Source organism: Allobosea sp. GW822-FHT03F07 (assembly GCF_058801345.1).
This window is the reverse complement of sequence record NZ_JBXAND010000009.1, coordinates 155,933-175,346: the sequence shown is the minus strand read 5'-3', so window position 1 is coordinate 175,346 and position 19,414 is coordinate 155,933. Positions and strand designations below refer to the sequence as shown.

Below are 19,414 nucleotides of genomic sequence, written 5' to 3'. Positions count from 1 at the left end.
GTGAAAGCCGGAGAAGTCAGCGCCCTACGCGGAAGCTACCGTGGTCATGGATTCCGGGCTCGGGCCTGTGGCCCGCCCCGGAATGACCGCGCCCGTGCGTGACCGCCCTCAGACGTACTGCCCATGGCAGTGCTTGAACTTCTTGCCGGAGCCGCAGGGGCAGGGCTCGTTGCGACCGACCTTGCCCCAGGTCGACTGGTCGTTCGGATTGCGCTCGAGCACCGCGGTGTCCGCCTCGAGCGCAGCGTATTGCACGCCGCCCGAGCCATAATCGCCGAAGGGCGAGGGCAGCGTGTCCTGTGGCGGGGCAGCCTCCTCCGGCTGCTCGAAGCGGACCTCGATGCGCATCAGATTGCCGGTGACCTGCTCGCGCAGGCGTCCGATCAGCGAATCGAACAGCTCGAAGGCTTCCTGCTTGTACTCCTGCAGCGGGTCGCGCTGGGCATAGCCGCGCCAGCCGATGACCTGTCGGAGGTGGTCGAGCGTGACGAGATGCTCGCGCCAGAGCGTGTCGAGCGTCTGCAGCAGCACCTGCTTCTCGACATAGGTCATCACCTCGTCGGTGTTGCGCTCGATGCGCGCCGCATAGTCCTCGTCGGCGAGCTTGCGGATGCGTTCGCGAAGTTCCGCGTCGGCGATGCCCTCTTCCTTCGCCCATTCCTCGATCGGCAGGTCGAGATTGAGATATTGCAGCACGCCTTCCTTGAGCGCGGCGGTATCCCACTGTTCGGGATAGGCGTCCTCCGGAATGTGGCGGGCGACGAGGTCCTCGCAGACGCCATGGCGCATGTCGTCGGTGGTCTCGCGCACGCTCGCCTGCTTCATGAAGTCGCGGCGCTGCTCGAACACGACCTTGCGCTGGTCGTTCATGACGTCGTCGTATTTCAGGATGTTCTTGCGGATGTCGAAATTGCGCGCCTCGACCTTGCCCTGCGCCTTCTCGACCGCCTTGTTGATCCAGGGATGGACGATCGCCTCGTCCTCCTTGAGGCCCAGTTTCTGCAGCATGCCGTCCATGCGGTCGGAGCCGAAGATGCGCATCAGGTCGTCCTGCAGCGACAGGAAGAACTTGGAGCGGCCGGGGTCGCCCTGGCGGCCGGCGCGACCGCGCAGCTGGTTGTCGATGCGCCGGCTCTCGTGGCGCTCGGTGCCGACGATGTAGAGCCCGCCGGCCTTGAGCACGCGCTGCTTGAAATCCGCGACCTCGGCGCGGATCGCAGCGGCCCTGGCGTCGCGCTCAGGTCCAGCTTCCATGCCGGCGAGGTCGTGATTGATCCGCATCTCGGCATTGCCACCGAGCTGAATGTCGGTGCCGCGGCCGGCCATGTTGGTGGCGATGGTGATCGCGCCCGGCACGCCGGCCTGGGCGACGATATAGGCTTCCTGCTCGTGGAAGCGGGCGTTCAGCACCGCGAAAGACTTGGAGGGCTTCCCCTGCCGGGCGGCCTCGTAGATCGGCTCCAGCGCCTTCGGATCGGTGAAATCGATCAGCTTGAAGCCTTCCTTCTCCAGCATTTCGGCGACGAGTTCGGAACGCTCGATCGAGGTCGTGCCGACGAGCAGCGGCTGTCCGGCCTCCTGCGCCGCCTTGATCTCGCGGATCACGCCGCGGACCTTCTCCTCGAAGGTGCGGTAGACCTCGTCATCCTCGTCCTTACGGGCGACGGGGACGTTGGTTGGGATCTCGACGACTTCGAGCTTGTAGATCTGGAAGAACTCGTCGGCCTCGGTCGCGGCCGTGCCGGTCATGCCCGCGAGTTTGGAGTAGAGCCGGAAATAGTTCTGGAAGGTGATCGAGGCCAGCGTCGCATTCTCGGGCTGGACAGTGACGTGTTCCTTGGCTTCCAGAGCCTGGTGCAGGCCTTCCGAATAGCGCCGGCCCTGCATCATGCGGCCGGTGAACTCGTCGATGATCACGACCTCGTCGCCGCGGACGATATAGTCCTTGTCGCGCGCGAACAGCGTATGCGCCCGCAGCGCCTGGTTGACGTGATGGACCAGCGTGACGTTGTGCGCGTCGTAGAGATCGCCCTCCTTCAGCAAGCCTGCCTGGCGCAGCAACTCTTCGATGTGCTCGTTGCCGGCCTCTGTCAGCGAGACCGTGCGCTGCTTCTCGTCGACCTCATAGTCGCCGGGGACCAGGCCCGGCAGAACCTTGTCGATCGCGACATAGAGGTCCGACTTATCGTCGAGCGGGCCGGAGATGATCAGCGGCGTGCGGGCCTCGTCGACCAGGATCGAGTCAACCTCGTCGACGATCGCGAAATGGTGGCCGCGCTGGGACATCTGCGCGACCTCGTATTTCATGTTGTCGCGCAGATAGTCGAAGCCGAACTCGTTGTTGGTGCCATAGGTAATGTCGCAGGCATAGGCGCGCTGGCGCTCTTCGTCATCGATGCCATGGACGATGATGCCGACGGAGAGGCCGAGGAAGTTGTAGAGCTTCGCCATCCATTCGGCGTCGCGCCGGGCGAGGTAGTCGTTGACCGTGACGACATGCACGCCCTTGCCTTCGAGCGCGTTCAAATAGCTCGGCAGGGTCGCGACCAGCGTCTTGCCTTCGCCGGTCTTCATTTCGGCGATGGCGCCCTCATGCAGCACCATGCCGCCGATGAGCTGGACGTCGTAAGGGCGCTGGCCGAGCACGCGCTTGGCCGCCTCGCGCACGGTGGCGAAGGCGGGCACCAGGAGATCATCCAGCTTGGCGCCGTCGGCGAGCTTCTGCTTGAACTCGCCGGTGCGCGCCTGCAGCGCCTCGTCGCTGAGCGCGGCCAGTTCCGTTTCCAGCGCATTGATCGCCGCGACCCGGGGGCCATAGCCCTTGACGCGTCGGTCGTTCGACGAGCCGAAGAGCTTCTTTGCGAGTGCGCCAAGCATGTTGGGCCTTTCGGTGGTATCGCTTCGGCCGCGCGGCGGGTTCCCGCGCACAGCCCAAAACCTGAATTCTCAATGCGACCGCGTGTTTAGACGCGTGCGGGTGCGGGGTCCAGCGCTGCCTTGCGATGGAGTCCGTTCCCCATGTGCGAGGCGCGGCCAAGACAAGCGGATTTCGAGCCGATGTAGGGTTTCCGGCGCGCGCTTCCAAGACCGCTCTGCGCGGGAAGCGCGCGCCGGAATACCGTAAAGTCGCAGGCGGGTCAGCAAAGCTGCGTGATGCCGCGATTCAAGCGCTTTACGCGCCTTGCCTTTGCCGCGTTCAACTGGCAGTGCAGCCGCGATCAGAGATTTCGGCTCTATTTCGCAAAAGGGCATCCCCCATGAAGTTGTCACGTCTCGGCATGCTCTCGCTCGGCCTCGCGCTCGTCGCAACGCCGGTCTTCGCACAGGCCGACAAGGTCATCGCCAAGGTCGATGGCATGAACATCACCGAGCGCGAGATCGCGCTGGCCACCGAGGATCTCGGCGAGCGGCTCGCCCAGCTCCCCGACGAGCGCAAGCGCGACGAGGTGATCAACTACCTCGTCGACCTCAAGCTCGGCGCCAAGGCCGCCATCGCCGCCAAGACCGCCGAGGGCCCGGACTTCGCGGCCCGCCTCGCCTATTTCCGCGAGAAAGTGCTGCTCGACCAGTACCTGACAGCCGAAGCGAAGAAGGCGGCGACGCCCGAGGCCGCCAAGAAGCTCTACGACGAGACCACCAAGGCGATGGCGCCCGAGGAAGAGGTCAATGCCCGCCACATCCTCGTCGAAGACGAGGCCCAGGCTAAGGCGGTCGTCGAACGCCTGAAGAAGGGCGAGGATTTCGCCAAGGTCGCCGCCGAGCTCTCCAAGGATCCGGGCTCCGGCAAGGAAGGCGGCTCGCTCGGCTGGTTCACGAAGGACCGCATGGTGCCGGAATTCGCCGACGCCGCCTTCAAGCTGAACAAGGGCCAGGTCTCCGAGCCCGTGAAGAGCCAGTTCGGCTGGCACGTCATCAAGCTCGAGGACAAGCGCGCCAAGCCGCTGCCGGACTTCGCCGCCGTGAAGCCGCAGATCGACCAGTATCTCGAGCGCAAGGCGCAGCAGGACATCATCGTGGCGCTACGCGAGAAGGCCAAGGTCGAGCGCCTCGACCAGCCGGCTGCCCCTGCAGCTCCCGCGCCGGCCGAGCCCAAGAAGCCTTGAGCCTCAGCGAACTCCACCCCGCGTCAGCGAAATGAGGAGGGCGGCCGCGCGGTCGCCCTTCTTGTTTTCGTCATCGGCCTGCGGCAAACCGGCGTGCCCCACAGGAGACCCTACGATGGCCGGCAAGGATGTTCCCGTTTCCCCGCTCGCGCCGAAGCGCCAGCCCAAGGTTCCAGCCGTGCCGGGCGTCCGCTTCGCCACCGCCGAGGCCGGCATCCGCTACAAGGGCCGCCAGGACGTATGGTTCGCCCTGCTCGACGAGGGGACGCAGGTCGCCGGCGTCTTCACCCGCTCGAAATGCCCCTCCGCCCCGGTGGATTGGTGCCGCGAAAATCTGAAGCAGGGTTCGGCTCGCGCCCTCGTCGTCAATTCCGGCAACGCCAACGCCTTCACCGGCCTGAAAGGCCGCGACTCCGTCGCGCTGACCGCGAAGATCGCGGCCAAAGCCGCGGGCTGCAAGCCGGAGGAGGTCTTCATCGCCTCGACCGGCGTGATCGGCGAGCCGCTCGACGCCACCAAGTTCGAGGGCGTGCTGCAGGACTGCGCCAAGCGCGTCGCCGACGGCCCTTGGATCGACGCCGCCCGCGCGATCATGACCACCGACACCTTCCCCAAGGCCCTGACCCGCAAGGCCAAGATCGACGGCCAGGAGGTCGTGCTCGCGGGCATCGCCAAGGGCGCCGGCATGATCGCGCCGGACATGGCGACGATGCTCTCCTTCGTCTTCACCGACGCACCGATCGCAGCCCCCGTGCTGCAGGCGCTGCTGTCGAAAGGCGTCAAGGGCTCGTTCAACGCTGTGACCGTCGACAGCGACACCTCGACCTCCGACACGCTGATGCTGTTCGCCACCGGCAAGGCGGCCGCGCGCGGCGTGCCGGCGATCACCGAAATCGGCGATGCCCGCCTCTCCGGCTTCAAGCGCGCGCTGAACTCGCTTTTGCTCGAGCTCGCCCATCTCGTCTGCAAGGACGGCGAAGGCGCGCGGAAATTCGTCGAGGTGCAGGTCAAGGGCGCGGCTTCCGCCCGCTCCGCCAAGCGCGTCGCGCTCTCGATCGCCAATTCGCCGCTGGTCAAGACCGCGATCGCCGGCGAGGACGCCAATTGGGGCCGCGTCGTCATGGCCGTCGGCAAGGCCGGCGAGCCGGCCGATCGCGACCGCCTCGACATCTCCTTCGGCGAGATCATGGTGGCACAGCAGGGCGCGCGGGCCCCGTCCTATGATGAAGATGCGGTATCCGACTACATGAAGGGCGAGCACATCGTGATCACGGCCGATCTCGGCCTGGGGCGCGGCAAGTCGACCGTCTGGACCTGCGACCTGACCAAGGCCTATGTCGAGATCAATGGCGACTATCGCTCCTGAGGGCTCGCCAGACGTTCGCCGTCATTCCGGACAAGCCGCGTAGCGGCGCCGATCCGGAATCCATCGAAGAACTCCTGCGCTCTACGATGGATTCCGAGTCTTCGCTTCGCTCGCCCGGAATGACGGCGCGTGGGGACCATCGTTATCAGTACGCTGGAGTTGCAGGCCGCGCGCCAGCCCGGCATCATCGGCCGGGACAGGCGGCGGGGGCTGGACGTGCTGAAACTGACATTCGCGCTCTGCGGCGCGCTTCTTCTTTCAGCCTGCGTAGAGCGAAAACCCGCCACTGTCGCCTTCTCCGTCGAGGAGGCCGCCTTCATCAAGAAGCCGGGCACGACGACGATCGTCGGCCATGCCTTTCGCACCAAGCCGAGCGGCGTGGTGGTCAACGCGGCCGGCGAGGTCATCAGGCTCGTCCCGGCGACCGCCTATGCGCGCGAGCGCTTCCGGAATTTCTACGGCAGCCGCAAATACGTGCCGCATCGCGACTATCCGCGCGACGACAATCCCGACCCGGCCTATGGCGAATACACCCGCACGACCAAGGCTGAGGCCAATGGCCGCTTCGCCTTCGAGAAAGTCGCGCCGGGTGAGTATTTCGTCACGACACAGGTGATCTGGGGCGACGAGGACGCGTTCACCCGCGAAGGCGGCTCGGTCTATGACAGCGTCACCGTGACGGGTAAGGAGAAGGAACCGCTTCAGGTCATCCTCTCCGGACATTGAGACTTCGCCTCGTGAAACTGCTCCTCGTCGTCGCCTGCGCCCTGATCGATGCCGACAACCGCGTCCTCGTTGCGCAGCGCCCCGAAGGCAAGGCGCTGGCGGGCCTGTGGGAATTCCCAGGCGGCAAGCTAGAACAAGGCGAGCGGCCCGAGCCGGCGCTGATCCGCGAGTTGGCGGAAGAACTCGGCATCGCCGTGAAGGAGGAGTGCCTCGCGCCGCTGACCTTCGCGAGCTACGCCTATCCCGACTTCCACCTGCTGATGCCGCTCTATATCTGCCGGCGCTGGGAGGGCACGGTCGCCTCGCATGAAGGCCAGGCGCTGAAATGGGTCCGCCCAGCGAAGCTCCGGGAGCTTGCCATGCCGCCGGCCGACGAGCCGCTGATCCCGCATCTGATCGACCTGCTCGGGGCGTAAGCCCAGCCTGCCTCAATGAATCTCGGGCAGCTTGAGTTGCCGCCATAGCGCGCGCGGCACAGGCTCGCCAACGCGAAACTCGAACGCGACGACACGATTCCAGTCCGGGCTGAACTCGCATCTGAAGCTCAGATCGTACCACCGCTTGCCACTGCGAAAGACCGCGCCCTCGGCCTGAAGCGTCCGACCTGACAGCTTGACCTCGGACCGGGCGTAGGCGGTGACCCTGTCCGGTGCGAACTCATCTTTCCAGGCGTGGATCTGGTTCATCGCCTCGAGCCCGCAGAGCTGCTCGACGCGCTCATCCGCGGCGAGGAGGGGGAGCACTTCGCGCGCCTGACGGCTCAGCGGATTGGCGAGCGCGTCTGCCGCCATCAGCCGGCTCGCCCGGATCATCCCGCCGGGCTCGGCTGGCTGCGCTGCCGCTGGCGCCTGCTGCTCCGGTGCGGCTTGTGGCAGAGCCGGAGGTCGGGGCGCAGGGATATCGACCGGCTTCGGCCGCATCATCGCATCGAACTCGCCGGGCGTCAGAAGCTCGATGTCGGCGCTGCTCTCCGGGTGATCCGGCGCTTTAATCCGCGGCTGCATGGACATGAGTCCCAGCGTCGCCAGGAGCAGGACGTGAAGGAGCAGCGCTGCCGGCAGCGAGGCCCATGAAAGGCCGGTCGGCGCCGAAACCGGCCGCATTCAGCGCGCCACCGCAGCGATGACGGCCGTCATGGCGAAAGGACTGGGACTCACCGGACGGCTCCCGCATGCATGCCGTTCGGCAGGGCAAAAGGCGCTCCGCAAATCGGCGATTTTGCGGCAGCGCATGAGAAAGCTGTCAGAACGCCGGCATTGTCACGGCAACTCTTCCGAAATCGCCGCCTCCGTCGGCTCAACCCCGCCGCCATTGGCGAGCTGAAACCGCTCGAACCGCTCCAGCTCCGCCTCGATCCGGAGCTTCCTCTCCGCGCTTTCCTGCCCGTCGAGCCAGGTCCATTGCTGGATCAGGAGCCTGCCCGCCTGGCGATCCGTCTTGAGGTCGAGCACCGCGACGATCTCGTCGCCCATCAGCACGGGCAGGCCGAAATAGCCGAAGACGCGCTTCTCCTTCGGCAGATAGGCCTCGAAGGCGTGGCTGTAGCCGAAGAACAGCTTGAGCCGCTTGCGCTGGATGATCAGCGGGTCGAAGGGCGAGAGGATATGGACGAGCCCGGCCTCAGCGCCCTTCTCGGGCACGGCCATGTCTCGCCGCATCCAGTGCGGCACGACCGAATCCGCGATGCGGACCGGCATGAGCTCGCGGCGCTTCACCCGCGCCTCGATCAGCTCGGCGACCGCCTTCTTGCTGGGCGCATCGAGATGGCAGATCGAATCGAGACTGACGACGCCCTGGGCACGCAGGGCGCGGTCGAGCAGATAGGCCGTGACCTGCCGCTCGGACGCCGGCGCCGGCCGCTTCTCCCAGCCGAAATGCCGGTCGATCAGCTCATAGGTCTTGAGCATGCCCGAGCGCGCGGAGATGACGAGTTCGCCATCGTAGAAGGCCCGCTCCAGCAGGCCTTTCGACGGCTTCTTGCTGGCCCAGAGATGCGCCTTCTCGACCAGCACATCTGTATCGATGTCGCGGATGGTCAAAGCGCCGTCGCGGCGGATACGGCTGAGCAGCTTGCGGGTTTCCTCGCGTCCCCCCACGGCGGACCAGCGCTTGGGCTCCTCGCGATGCGCCTTCATCGCACCGAGGAAACAGCGGATGTCGCGTGTCGGCACATAGGACAGCGCATGCGTCCAATACTCGAAGACGCTCTTCTCGACGGATTGCGCCTGCGCCAGATGCCCGCGCTCGTAGGTTGGGATGCGACTGTAGAGGACGTGGTGGTGACAGCGCTCGATCACGTTGATCGTGTCGATCTGGACATAGCCGAGATGCTCGACCGCCGCGCGCGTCGCCTCAGGCCCCGAGCCGAAGGGCTCGGCCTCGTCGAGCCGCTGGGCCTTGAGCCAAATCGCTCGGGCCTGGGCCTTGGCCAGGGTAGGCGGGGATTTGAGACGCGCAGCCATACGGCACGCTAGCCGCCTCCGCATCCGGCCGTAAGGCCCTGTGGCGAGGCCCCTGACATGAGCTGGCGGGAGAGCGCCGTGCAGAGGCACAGCTTCGTCCCGAATGACGCGACGTTTAGGTGTCCTGCCCCCAAAGAGCGCTCGCCAGCGCCTCCGGCGTCACATCCGCAATCGCCATCTGCAGCTTGAACGCTCTGGTCTTCTCGCCAGGGTTCATCACCAGGATCACCGTCTCCGTGCCGGGACAGGCGGGATCGGCGCAGATGATCTCGTTGACTGCGATCGCAGCCGCCTCCGGCAGCCCCAGGATCTCACGCACCTGTGCCTTGATCCGCCCGGCCTGCTCCGCGGCCTGCGCCTTGTCGGCTCCGCCCTTGCCGAAGAGGCCGAAGCGCATCGTCCCGCTCAGGCGGCCGGCAGCGTCAGCACGCCGGCCGCGCCGTCTTCGGCGCCGAAGGCGAGGCGCTTGCCTGCCTTGTCCCAGGCGAAGGCGGTGATGCCGCTGCCCCGCAGGGCCGGCCGCACCAACAGCTCGGAGGCATCGGTCAGGCGGATCATCAGGATGCAGCCATCGTCATAGCCCACCGCCAGCACCAGCGCCCGGGGATGGAAGGCGACGCGCGTCACCTTGGCATGGCGCGCCCCGCATTCGCGCGGCGCCTTGCCTTGGGGCCCCTCGCCCTGGAAGGGCCAGACGATCGCGGCATCCGCCCCGCTCGAGGCGAGCCAGAGGCCGTCATGCGACCAGGATAGCGAGCGCGGCTTGGCCGGATAGCCGGTCATCCGCATATGGCTCGGCTTGTCACCGAGCCGCCAGCCATGCAGCGCGTTCTCCTGCATCGAGGACACCACGAAGCGCCCATCCGGCGACCACATCACGTCGAGATGCGAGCCCTTCCATTCGAGGAATTCCGGCTTAGCCTCGGTGTTCGGATACCAGAGCGAAACGCCGTTCATCTGGCCAATCGCGAGCCTATAGCCCTTGGGCGCGAAGACGAGGCCCTGCGGCGTCGTTGTCAGGTCGAGCGACCTGACCTTGCCCTTGTCGTCGCGGGCGTGGACGGTCTTGCCGGTGTTCCAGGCGATGCTGCCGGAAGTGGAAAGCGTCACCGCGTCGATCCAGCGGCGCTTCGGATCGCGGGCGATCTCGACAGGATCGCCCGTAGCCAAGGTCGCAACCACGCGCCCGTCATCGCCGCCGCTGACCAGCCGCTCGCCGTCGCCGGTCGCACAGAGCAGGCCGCCGGCATGCGCCTGGACGCTGTCCTGCGCTCCATCGGTCCAGCGCAGCACGCGGCCATCGGCGAGAGCGAGAGCGAGCGTTGCCTTCAGCCACTGGGCGCCGACGACATGCTCCCCCGCCTCGACGGGGACGACATGCTCGCGCAGCGAGACGGGTTTGGTGATCGTGTCCATGGGCGGGGTCTAGCGCAGCTTGCCAGTCATGAAAACCGCGCCGTCATCCCGGGCGGAGCGAAGCGGAGACCCGGGATCCATGCCGGAACGGTTCAGGCATGGATCCCGGATCGGCGCCGCTGACGCGACTTGTCCGGGATGACGGAACAGGAATCGGAGGAAAGCCCCCTTTACGCCGCGCAGGCCTCGAAGCCCTTGCGCAGTTCGTTCTCGTTCAGGTCGCGCCCGATGAAGACCAACCGGCTCTGGCGGGCCTCGTCCGCTTTCCAGTCGCGCTGGAGATCGCCGTCGAGGATCATGTGCACGCCCTGGAAGACGAAGCGGCGCGGCTCGTCCTTGAAGGCGAGGATGCCCTTCGAGCGCAGGATGTTGGGGCCCTGCGCCTGGCTGATGTCGTTGATCCAGGGCATGAACTTCTCGGGATCGACATCGCCGGGAATCGTGAACGACATCGAGCGCACCTCGTCGGAATGATGGTGATGATGGCCGGATTCGAGGAAATCCGGCTCGATGTCGAGGATGCGGTCAAGGTCGAAGGCGTTGCGGTCGAGCAGGTTTTCGATCGGCACGTCGCAGCGCGTCGCCTTGTGCAGCTTGGCATAGGGGTTGATGGCGCGGATCGCGGCCTCGACCGAGGCCAGTTCCTCGGGCGTGACGAGATCGATCTTGTTGAGGACGATCACGTCGGCGAAGGCGATCTGGTTCTTGGCTTCCGGAGCGTCCTTCAGCCGCTCCAGCAGCCACTTCGCATCGGTCACCGTCACCACCGCGTCGAGCTTGGTGGCGTCGCCGACATCCTGATCGACGAAGAAGGTCTGGGCGACCGGAGCCGGATCGGCGAGGCCGGTGGTTTCGACGATGATCGCGTCGAACTTGCCCTTGCGCTTCATCAGCCCGTCGAGGATGCGGATCAGGTCGCCGCGCACGGTGCAGCAGATGCAGCCGTTGTTCATCTCGAAGACTTCCTCGTCGGCGCCGACGACGAGGTCGCCGTCGATGCCGGCCTCGCCGAACTCGTTGACGATTACCGCGAATTTCTTGCCGTGATCCTCGGTGAGGATGCGGTTCAGGAGCGTGGTCTTGCCGGCGCCCAGATAGCCTGTGAGCACCGTGACGGGGATTTTCTCGGACATGGGTTCGACCTGATGCGTGGCGGGGGCGGCCCGTGGCGCGGCTCTCAGGCCGGGCCGGCGGCGAGCGCCTTTTCGATCTCGCTTATATTGTGTTTCATCATGCCGATGTAAGTCCCGGCCGGGCCGGCAGCATCGGAAAGCGCATCGGAATAAATCCGGCCGCCGATCTTCGCGCCGCTTTCGCGCGCGATCTGCTCGGCGAGGCGTGGATTGGTGACGTTTTCGAGGAACACGGCCGGCACCTTCTCCGCTTTCACCTGCCGGATGATGCGCGCAACGTCCTTGGCCGAGGCCTCGGCCTCGGTCGAGACGCCCTGCGGCGCGATGAACTGGATGCCATAGGCCTTGACGAAATAGCCGAAGGCGTCGTGCGAGGTGATCGCCTTGCGCCGGTCGGCCGGGATGCGAGCGACGGCTGCTTTGATCTCGCTGTCGACCGCGTCGAGCTGCGCCAGATAGCGCGTCGCATTGGCCTCGTAAGCTTCCTTGCCGGCGGGATCGGCCTTCACCAGCGCATCGCGGATATTACCGACATAGATTTTGGCGTTAGCGACGCTCTGCCAGGCATGGGGATCGATGCTGCCATGGTCGTGGCCATGCCCGGCCTTGCCGTGGTCGTCATCGCCCTTCAGCGGCGCGATCCCGGATGTCGCCGTCGCGATCGCAGCCTTCGCCGCCGACGACTTGATCAGGCGGGTCATCCAGCCCTCGAATTTGAGGCCGTTGACGACGATCAGCTTTGCCGCTGCCATGCTCTTCGCATCGGCCGGCGTCGGCGAATAGACATGGGCATCGCCATTGGCGCCGACCAGCGTCGTGACGGCGACCCGGTCGCCGCCGACCTCGCGGACGAAGTCGCCGAGGATCGAGAAGCTCGCGACGACAGGCAGCTTCTCCTGGGCGTTTGCGGCAAACGGCATGGCGGCGAGCAGCATTCCGGCGGCAAGCCCACCCAGCAGGGCGCGACGGTTCGGCATGATCATCTCCAGCGAATAGTGAAACACTATAACGTAACTAGCGCTGGAGATGGGAGCGAGGCAAGAGGCGCCGCGCAAGCCCGCCCTGCGAACCGAGCAGGAGCGAGCCGAGATAGAGCGCCCCTGCCGCGAGGATGATCGCCGGCCCGGCGGGGAGATTGGTCCCCGCCGAATAGGAAACGACGAGCCCGGCATAGCCCGAGACCATTGCGAAACCGCTGGCGAGCAGGATCAACCGCGTGATGTCGGCGGTCCAGAAGCGCGCGGCGGCTGCCGGCAGCATCATCAGACCGACCGCCAGCAGGGTGCCGAGCGCATGGAAGCCCGCGACGAGATTGAGCACGACGAGGCCCAGGAACGTCAGGTGGACGACGCCACCGGAGCGGCTGACCGAGCGCAGGAAGCCCGGATCGACGCATTCCATCACCAGCGGCCGGTAGAGCGCCGCCAGCGTCAACAGCGACAGGCTCGCCACGCCCGAGAGCAGGATGAGCACGTCATCGTCGAGCGCCAGCACATTGCCGAACAGCACGTGGAAGAGATCGACCGCAGAGCCTCGCAGCGAGACGATGGTGACGCCGAGCGCCAGCGAGATCAGGTAGAAGGCGGCGAGTGAGGCGTCTTCCTTCATGACCGTCACCCGCGCCACGGCCCCGGCCGCCAACGCCACCGCGAAGCCGGCCGCAAGCCCGCCCAGCGTCATCGCCGGCAGCGAGAAGCCGGCGACGAGATAGCCGATCGCCGCGCCTGGCAGGATCGCATGCGCCATCGCATCGCCGGTCAGGCTCATCCTTCTCAGCATCAGGAAGACACCGATCGGCGCGCCCGAAACCGACAGCGCGACGATGCCGACCAGCGCCCGGCGCATGAAGTCGAATTCGGCGAAGGGGCCGATGAAGAGGTCGTGGAGAAGCGTCATCGACGGCCTGAATTCCCGACGCCGTCATTCCGGACAAGCCGCGTAGCGGCGCCGATCCGGAATCCATCGTAAGGCATCGTCGATGCACTATGATGGATTCCGGGTCTCCGCTGCGCTGCGCCCGGAATGACGGCGTCCTTGTCCTAGAGGGTGTGCGAGATCAGCGAAATCATCATGCCGCGTCGCGCTCGCAAGGGGCGGCATGGCTGTCGAAGGCCTCGACCATGCGGCGTGCCTTCAAAAGATTCGCCGGCGTCAGCACCTGCGCGGTCTCGCCCCAGGCCACCGTCTCGCGCGCCAGCAGCAGCGTATGCGGGAAGGCACGGCGCACGGTCTCGATGTCATGAAGCACGGCGACGACGGTGCGGCTCTCGCCATGCCAGCGCTGGACCAGCGCCAGCAGATCGGCCGTGGTGCGCGCATCGATCGCGGTGAAGGGTTCGTCGAGAAGGATGATGTCGGCGTCCTGCAGCAGCAGACGCGCAAACAGGGCGCGCTGCATCTGCCCGCCGGACAGGGCTCCGATCGGCCGGCGCTCGAAGCCCGAAAGTCCGACGGCGGCGATCGCCGCCTCGACCTTGGCGGCGGCACCGCGCCCGATCCGCCCGAAGATGCCGGCGCTGTTCCATAGCCCCATCGCAACGAGATCGTAGACATGGATCGGGAAGGATCGGTCGAGCTCAGCCGATTGCGGCAGATAGGCGAGGCGCTTTCCGCCCGCGACCGAGACATCGCCACCGAGCGGCGACAGCGCCCCGGCGATGCCTTTGAGCAGCGTCGACTTGCCGGCACCGTTGGGGCCGACGATTGCCGTCAGGCTGCCCGAGGCGATCTCGCCCGACAGGTGATGCACCGCCGGATGGCGGTCATAGCCGAGCGTGAGATCTTGCAGGCGAATGGCGGACACAGGTTCGAACTCACTCACAGGATGACGGCCAGCGTAGCGGCCCAGACCAGCGCGACGACGACGCCGGCGAGCCCAATGCGCCCGAGCGCCGACAGGCGCAGCAGCGACCAGCCCGGATCTTCCGAGACGGCATGGGAAGGAGGATGGGCATGCGCATGGACCATGCGCGATGATATAATGTTACGAACCGGCCGGAGCAAGCGGAGTCTGTGGATGGCTCCAGCGCCTTTCTGTCATGCTCGGCCTTGTGCCGAGCATCCCCATGCGGAACCACATTCGACCAGCGAAGACGTGGGTGGTCGGGACAAGCCCGATCATAACGACCGGAGCGGCCCCGCTCAGAACGGCAGGTACTGATACAGCCAAGTCTCAGTCAGCACTGTCTCGCCAGCCTTCAGGAAGCAGCGCATCTCGACCGGGTCGCTGCCATCGACGGTGAGGTCGAACTGCGCCCGCCAATGTCCGGGCACGTCATTCGGCACCGCTTCCGCGAAGATATAGGAGAACGAGCCTCGCGAGGCCGAGAGGACGACCTCGGGCTTCACGCCGAAGGGGATCGTCTCCAGCGCCGGTCCCTTGAACTCGATCATGAATTTGCGCACGCCCTTGGGCCGCGTCGTGCCGGGCTGGCCGCCATTGCCGAGGCGCGTCGCGACGACCCGGCCGAGCTGCGTCGGGAACGGCTCGTCGGCGAGCCAGTGCAGCCGGTAGCGGAAGGCATAGGACGCGCCCGCCCTGGCCGGACCGGCCGGCACCCACATCGCGACGATGTTGTCGTGGATCTCGTCATCGGTCGGGATCTCGATGAGCTGGACCGCGCCCCGGCCCCAGTCGCCTTGCGTCTCGACCCAGAGGCTCGGCCGGCGCTCGTAGAAGACGCCGTCGAGATAATGCCCGACCTCGCGGTCGCGCTGCATCAGGCCGAAGCCGCGCGGGCTTTCGTCCATGAAGGAGGAGGCTGTCGTGCGTGAGGGGTTGTTGAGCGGCCGGAAGGCGCGCTCGCCTGTCCCGGTCCACAGCGCGAGCCCGTCGGAATCATGCACCTCTGGGCGCCAGTCGACGGCGGTGGCCTTGGCGGTCTCGGAATACCAGTACATCGAGGTCAGCGGCGCGATGCCGAGCCGCTCGACATCCTTGCGCAGGTAGAGCGCCGTTTCGATATCCATCACCACGCCCTTGCCACGATGCATGCGGAAGCGATAGGCGCCGGCGACGCTCGGCCCCGAGAGGAGCGCGTAGACGACGACGAATTCGGCGCCCGGCGCTGGCGTCTCCAGCCAGATATGGGTGAAGTCGGGAAACTCCTCCGCCTTGCCGCCGACCGCCGGATCAATGGCTAGGCCGCGTGCCGAAAGTCCGTACTGATAAAGCTCGCCGATGGCGCGGAAATAGGAGGCGCCGAGGAAGGCGACCCAGTCGTTCTTCTTCCAGTCGAGCTTCTCGCCCTTGCGCCCGGGGTGCCCGGTGCGGCTCTCCTGGAAGCGGAAACCGGCGAAGCCCGCGCCGCGAGGCAATTCGCGCGCCGGCGAATCCGCCGGCATCTCGAAATAGCTCTCATCATAGACGATCTCGCGCGCCTTGCCGTCGTCTAGCACATGCATCCGCACCGGCTTCTGGAAGTAGCGGCCGAGATGAAAGAAGGTCACCGGCCAGGGCGAGGGCCCGTCGGCCCAGAGCGCCATCTCGGGCCGGAACTTGATCTTGCCATGGGCATCGTAGTCGATCCGCTCGAGCACGTCGGGGCGCGGACTCGGCGGCGCCTGATAGGGCCTGGTCGCAAGGTCGCGGGCCCGCGTCTTCAGCATCTCGAAGGTGAAGGCTTCGGCTTCGCCGAGCTTGAGGCCCTGCTGGGCCAGCGCCTCCGGTGAAAAACCGAGCGCGGCGAGAGCCGCGGTTGCGCCTGCTGTCGCGAGCAGGGTGCGGCGGTCGAGGGAGAAAGGCGTGGTGACACCGTGCTCGGCGCGGTCTGGCATGTCTGTCCCGGTTCGCATTTTGCGGTCCTGCGCTCCCGGCTAGCCTGTCCTGCTGGGCAGGGCAACCGGCGCGCACGCCCGAGATAGGCAGTCAAACGTGGCAAAACAGGTGCGGCAGTGAGGCGAATGATCGCTGGGCCGGTTTCCGTCCGTCCATCGGCGCCTTCGGCAAACGCTGCTCAGCCGTTTTCGGTCAGCCGCTCGATCTTGAGAACGCGGCGCATCAGGTTGAGCATGGCATAGCCCGCGAATACCGAAAACACCGCCATCAGCACATAGCTGACGATCGCCCCCAGCTCGAACAGCCCGGCCAACGCCCAGCCGGAAGCCAGCGCGACGCCGAACAGCTCGACCGCGATCAGGATACCCAGCGAAACCACCATGATCAGGTTGCGCCAGTTGGTGCGCCTTGCGGCCATGCTGTCAGTCCTCGATCCTGGGGCGGCAGAGCCCCCGTTTTTCGGGCGCAAGCTCTAGCGAAGCAGGCTGGAGCATGCAACAAAATCGCGCCGTCCCGCCGAAATGGCTGCTCCAGCCGAGTTTGAAAAGACCCTTATGATCGATACGCCTGTCTTCGGTTCGGCGGCCGCCGCCGCGCCTCACCATCTCGCTTCGGAAGCCGGCCGCGCCATCCTCGCCGAAGGCGGCAACGCCATCGAGGCCATGGTCGCAATGGCCGCCACCATCTCCGTGGTATATCCGCATATGAATGCGATCGGCGGCGACGGCTTCTGGCTGGTGCATGAGCCCGGCGGCAAGGTCCGCGCCATCGAGGCCTGCGGCGCGGCGGGCTCGCTCGCCACCATCGAGCGCTACCACGAGAAGGGTTACGATGCGATTCCCCAGCGCGGCCCGGACTCGGCCCTGACGGTCGCGGGCGCAATCGGCGGGTGGGAAGCAGCGCTGGCGCTCTCGAAGTCGCTAGGCGGCCGGATGCCGCTCGAGGACCTGTTGGCCGACGCCATCCGCCATTGCGACGAAGGCTATGAGATCTCGGCTTCCGAGCTGCGGACCTGGCCGCAGCAGGTCGAGGCGACGAAGGAAGCGATCGGCTTCAGCGAATTCTTCTGGCCCGGCGGCGAACAGCCCAAAGCCGGCGCGCGCCGCAAGCCCGAGGCTCTCGGCGCGACCTTCCGCCAGCTCGCCGATGCCGGCCTGTCCGACTTCTATCGCGGCGACATCGGTCGCGAGATCGCCCATGACCTCAGCCGGATCGGCGCCCCCATCACCCGCGCCGATCTGGAAGCCTTCAAAGCCCGCCTCGTCCAGCCGCTCTCAATCCGGCTGCCGGAACTGACCGTTTACAACTTCGCCCCGCCGACCCAGGGCGTCGCCGCGCTGCTGATCCTCGGCATCTTCGAGAAGCTCGGCATCGCCCGTGCGGAGGGCTTCGACCATCATCACGGCCTGGTCGAGGCGACCAAGCGCGCCTTCGCGATCCGCGACAAGATCGTCACCGACCCGGCTTTCGCGAAGGTCGATCCGGCAAGCGTGTTGACCGAGGCCGTCTTCGCCCGCGAGGCCGCCGCGATCGACCGCAAGCGCGCCGCCTCCTGGCCGTTCAAGACCGGCGATGGCGACACCGTCTGGATGGGCGCGATCGACGGCTCGGGACTGGCGGTCTCCTATATCCAGTCGATCTACTGGGAATACGGCTCCGGCTGCATCCTGCCGCGCACCGGCATCAACTGGCAAAACCGCGGCGTCGCCTTCTCGCTCGACGCCAAGGCGCTCAATCCGCTGCAGCCCGGCCGCAAGCCGTTCCACACGCTGAACCCGGCCTTCGCCCGCTTCGACGACGGCCGCGTCATGTCCTATGGCGCGATGGGCGGCGACGGCCAGCCGCAGTTCCAGGCGCAGATCCTGTCGCGCTACCGCTTCGGCCAGAACCCGGCCACCGCCGTCGACGCACCGCGCTGGCTCTTCGGCCGGACCTGGGGCGCGGGGTCGATCTCGTTGAAGCTCGAGAGCCGCTTCGACCCGATGCTGCTGGCACGGCTGACCGGCTCCGGCCATCCGGTCGAGGAGTATTCGGAAGCCTATTCCGACCAGTTCGGCCACGCGGGCATGCTGGTGAAGCACGCGAAGGGTCATGTCGAGGCGACGCATGATCCGCGCTCCGACGGTGACGCCAAAGGCTGCTGAGAGGATTTGTTTCGGATGCTCGTCGACGATCCGTTCCGCTGCTTCGTCCCCTATCCGGAAACGCCCGTGAAGCATGCGGCGACCGGCCCGCTCGCCGGGCTGACGCTCGCGGTCAAGGACCTTTTCGACGTCAAGGGCTATCCGACCGGCGCCGGCTCGCCGATCGTGCTGGCGCAGTCGGGCATCAAGGCCAAGACCGCGCCGCTGGTGAAGCAATTGCTCGACGCCGGCGCGCGCTTCGTCGGCAAGACCCACACCGACGAGCTCGCCTTCTCGCTTAACGGCAAGAACGCGCATTTCGGCTCGCCGATCAATCCGGCCGCGCCCGAGCGCATCACCGGCGGCTCCTCCTCCGGCTCCGCCGCTGCGGTGGCGGGGCGGCTGGCGGATTTCGCGCTGGGCTCGGATACCGGCGGCTCTGTGCGTGCGCCCGCGAGCTATTGCGGCTTGTTCGGTATCCGCCCCAGCCATGGCCGCCTCTCGCTCAAGCGCGTCTGGCCTTTGGCAGAGAGCTTCGACACGCCCGGATGGTTCGCGCGTGATGGCGAGGTCTTCGCCCGCGTCGGCGAGGTGCTGCTCGGCAAGGACAAGGTGTCCCTGCCTGAAACACCCCGCCTGCTGATGGCGGACGAACTCTTCGCCCAGGCCGTGCCGGAGGCCGAGACTCTGCTGCGCAACGTCGTTCAGCGCATCATGCCACTGCTCGGGGAGCTGCAGGCGGTTACGGTCGCGCGCGATCTCGACGCCCTCTACTGGGCCTCGCGCCGCATTCAGGGCCGCGAGGCCTGGCTGAATGACGGCCCGATGATCGAACGCTTCGGCGCGCCGCTGGGACCGGGTGTCGGCGACCGCTTCGCCTACGCCAAGGCGATCACCGATGCGGATTTCCAGAAGAGCGAAGGCGTCCGCAAGCGCTTCCGCAGCAAGCTGACCAAGCTGCTCGGCAGCGACGGCGTGCTGCTCTTGCCGACTGTGCCGGACATCGCCCCTCTCGCCGCCGCCGGCGAGGATGAGCTCGACGATTTCCGCAACCGCGCGCTGCGCCTGCTCTGCCTCGGCGGGCTCTCGGGCTTCCCGCAGATCTCGGTCCCCGTGTCGCGGCGCGAGGGCGCCCCGCTCGGCCTCTCGCTGATCGGCCCCAAGGGCTCGGACAAGTCCCTGATCGCCTTCGCGGTCCGGCTGGAGCGGGCGGGCCGCGTGCGGATCGCTTGATACGCATGGCCTCAGCTACCATCCTTCGAGATGCGAGCTTCGCAATTCTCCGGAGACTGAGGGTTTGACGGGAGA

General features: G+C 66.5%; 18 protein-coding genes. 6 read left to right on the top strand and 12 right to left on the bottom strand.

The window, feature by feature from the left end; translation table 11 throughout:
• Positions 1 to 108: 108 nt before the first annotated feature.
• A complete protein-coding gene (gene secA, locus AC1RMY_RS22025) occupies positions 109 to 2,877 on the bottom strand; it encodes a preprotein translocase subunit SecA (protein ID WP_492868168.1) in 2,769 nt (922 codons plus the stop codon).
• Positions 2,878 to 3,257: 380 nt separating this feature from the next.
• Between secA and AC1RMY_RS22020 the strand changes: the two genes are divergently transcribed.
• The 4 genes from AC1RMY_RS22020 (at position 3,258) to mutT (ending at position 6,611) form a co-directional block, all read left to right on the top strand.
• Positions 3,258 to 4,103 (top strand): peptidylprolyl isomerase, encoded by an 846-nt coding sequence (locus tag AC1RMY_RS22020; RefSeq protein ID WP_492868167.1) that lies wholly within the window; start codon positions 3,258 to 3,260, stop codon positions 4,101 to 4,103.
• Between the two features lie 115 nt (positions 4,104 to 4,218).
• Positions 4,219 to 5,469: a bifunctional glutamate N-acetyltransferase/amino-acid acetyltransferase ArgJ gene (argJ, locus tag AC1RMY_RS22015; protein WP_492868165.1), complete on the top strand. Its 1,251-nt coding sequence runs from the start codon at positions 4,219 to 4,221 to the stop codon at positions 5,467 to 5,469.
• Positions 5,470 to 5,598: 129 nt separating this feature from the next.
• Positions 5,599 to 6,195, top strand: a complete 597-nt coding sequence (locus tag AC1RMY_RS22010; protein ID WP_492868164.1) for a carboxypeptidase regulatory-like domain-containing protein — start codon at positions 5,599 to 5,601, stop codon at positions 6,193 to 6,195.
• An 11-nt stretch (positions 6,196 to 6,206) separates the two neighbouring features.
• Positions 6,207 to 6,611 carry an 8-oxo-dGTP diphosphatase MutT gene (mutT, locus tag AC1RMY_RS22005; RefSeq protein WP_492868162.1) on the top strand — a complete coding sequence of 135 codons (405 nt, stop codon included), beginning with the start codon at positions 6,207 to 6,209 and terminating at the stop codon, positions 6,609 to 6,611.
• A 12-nt stretch (positions 6,612 to 6,623) separates the two neighbouring features.
• Here mutT and AC1RMY_RS22000 read toward each other — a convergent pair whose 3' ends face one another.
• From AC1RMY_RS22000 to AC1RMY_RS21950, 11 genes are all read right to left on the bottom strand, one after another.
• On the bottom strand, positions 6,624 to 7,298 hold the full coding sequence (locus AC1RMY_RS22000; protein ID WP_492868161.1) for a DUF930 domain-containing protein: 675 nt from the start codon (positions 7,296 to 7,298) through the stop codon (positions 6,624 to 6,626).
• Positions 7,299 to 7,454: 156 nt separating this feature from the next.
• Complete coding sequence (locus AC1RMY_RS21995; protein ID WP_492868160.1) at positions 7,455 to 8,657, bottom strand: winged helix-turn-helix domain-containing protein; 1,203 nt, start codon at positions 8,655 to 8,657, stop codon at positions 7,455 to 7,457.
• 115 nt (positions 8,658 to 8,772) lie between these two features.
• Positions 8,773 to 9,054, bottom strand: coding sequence for a hypothetical protein (locus AC1RMY_RS21990; RefSeq protein ID WP_492868158.1), 282 nt, complete (start codon positions 9,052 to 9,054; stop codon positions 8,773 to 8,775).
• An 8-nt stretch (positions 9,055 to 9,062) separates the two neighbouring features.
• Positions 9,063 to 10,073, bottom strand: coding sequence for a WD40 repeat domain-containing protein (locus tag AC1RMY_RS21985; protein ID WP_492868156.1), 1,011 nt, complete (start codon positions 10,071 to 10,073; stop codon positions 9,063 to 9,065).
• Between the two features lie 170 nt (positions 10,074 to 10,243).
• Entirely contained in the window at positions 10,244 to 11,206 is a 963-nt protein-coding gene (locus AC1RMY_RS21980) for a CobW family GTP-binding protein (protein WP_492868154.1), read from the bottom strand.
• Positions 11,207 to 11,250: 44 nt separating this feature from the next.
• Positions 11,251 to 12,183, bottom strand: a complete 933-nt coding sequence (locus tag AC1RMY_RS21975; protein ID WP_492868152.1) for a metal ABC transporter substrate-binding protein — start codon at positions 12,181 to 12,183, stop codon at positions 11,251 to 11,253.
• Between the two features lie 37 nt (positions 12,184 to 12,220).
• Entirely contained in the window at positions 12,221 to 13,102 is an 882-nt protein-coding gene (locus tag AC1RMY_RS21970) for a metal ABC transporter permease (RefSeq protein ID WP_492868150.1), read from the bottom strand.
• A 172-nt stretch (positions 13,103 to 13,274) separates the two neighbouring features.
• Positions 13,275 to 14,009 carry a zinc ABC transporter ATP-binding protein AztA gene (gene aztA, locus AC1RMY_RS21965; protein WP_492868148.1) on the bottom strand — a complete coding sequence of 245 codons (735 nt, stop codon included), beginning with the start codon at positions 14,007 to 14,009 and terminating at the stop codon, positions 13,275 to 13,277.
• A 14-nt stretch (positions 14,010 to 14,023) separates the two neighbouring features.
• A complete protein-coding gene (locus tag AC1RMY_RS21960) occupies positions 14,024 to 14,173 on the bottom strand; it encodes a hypothetical protein (protein WP_492868146.1) in 150 nt (49 codons plus the stop codon).
• Between the two features lie 174 nt (positions 14,174 to 14,347).
• Positions 14,348 to 16,000: an OpgD/OpgG family glucan biosynthesis protein gene (locus AC1RMY_RS21955; protein WP_492868144.1), complete on the bottom strand. Its 1,653-nt coding sequence runs from the start codon at positions 15,998 to 16,000 to the stop codon at positions 14,348 to 14,350.
• A 161-nt stretch (positions 16,001 to 16,161) separates the two neighbouring features.
• A complete protein-coding gene (locus tag AC1RMY_RS21950; RefSeq protein WP_492868142.1) occupies positions 16,162 to 16,401 on the bottom strand; it encodes a hypothetical protein in 240 nt (79 codons plus the stop codon).
• A 136-nt stretch (positions 16,402 to 16,537) separates the two neighbouring features.
• Between AC1RMY_RS21950 and AC1RMY_RS21945 the strand changes: the two genes are divergently transcribed.
• Together AC1RMY_RS21945 and AC1RMY_RS21940 are read left to right on the top strand one after the other, a co-directional pair.
• Entirely contained in the window at positions 16,538 to 18,127 is a 1,590-nt protein-coding gene (locus tag AC1RMY_RS21945) for a gamma-glutamyltransferase family protein (RefSeq protein WP_492868140.1), read from the top strand.
• 15 nt (positions 18,128 to 18,142) lie between these two features.
• A complete protein-coding gene (locus AC1RMY_RS21940; protein WP_492868138.1) occupies positions 18,143 to 19,339 on the top strand; it encodes an amidase in 1,197 nt (398 codons plus the stop codon).
• Positions 19,340 to 19,414 lie beyond the last annotated feature (75 nt).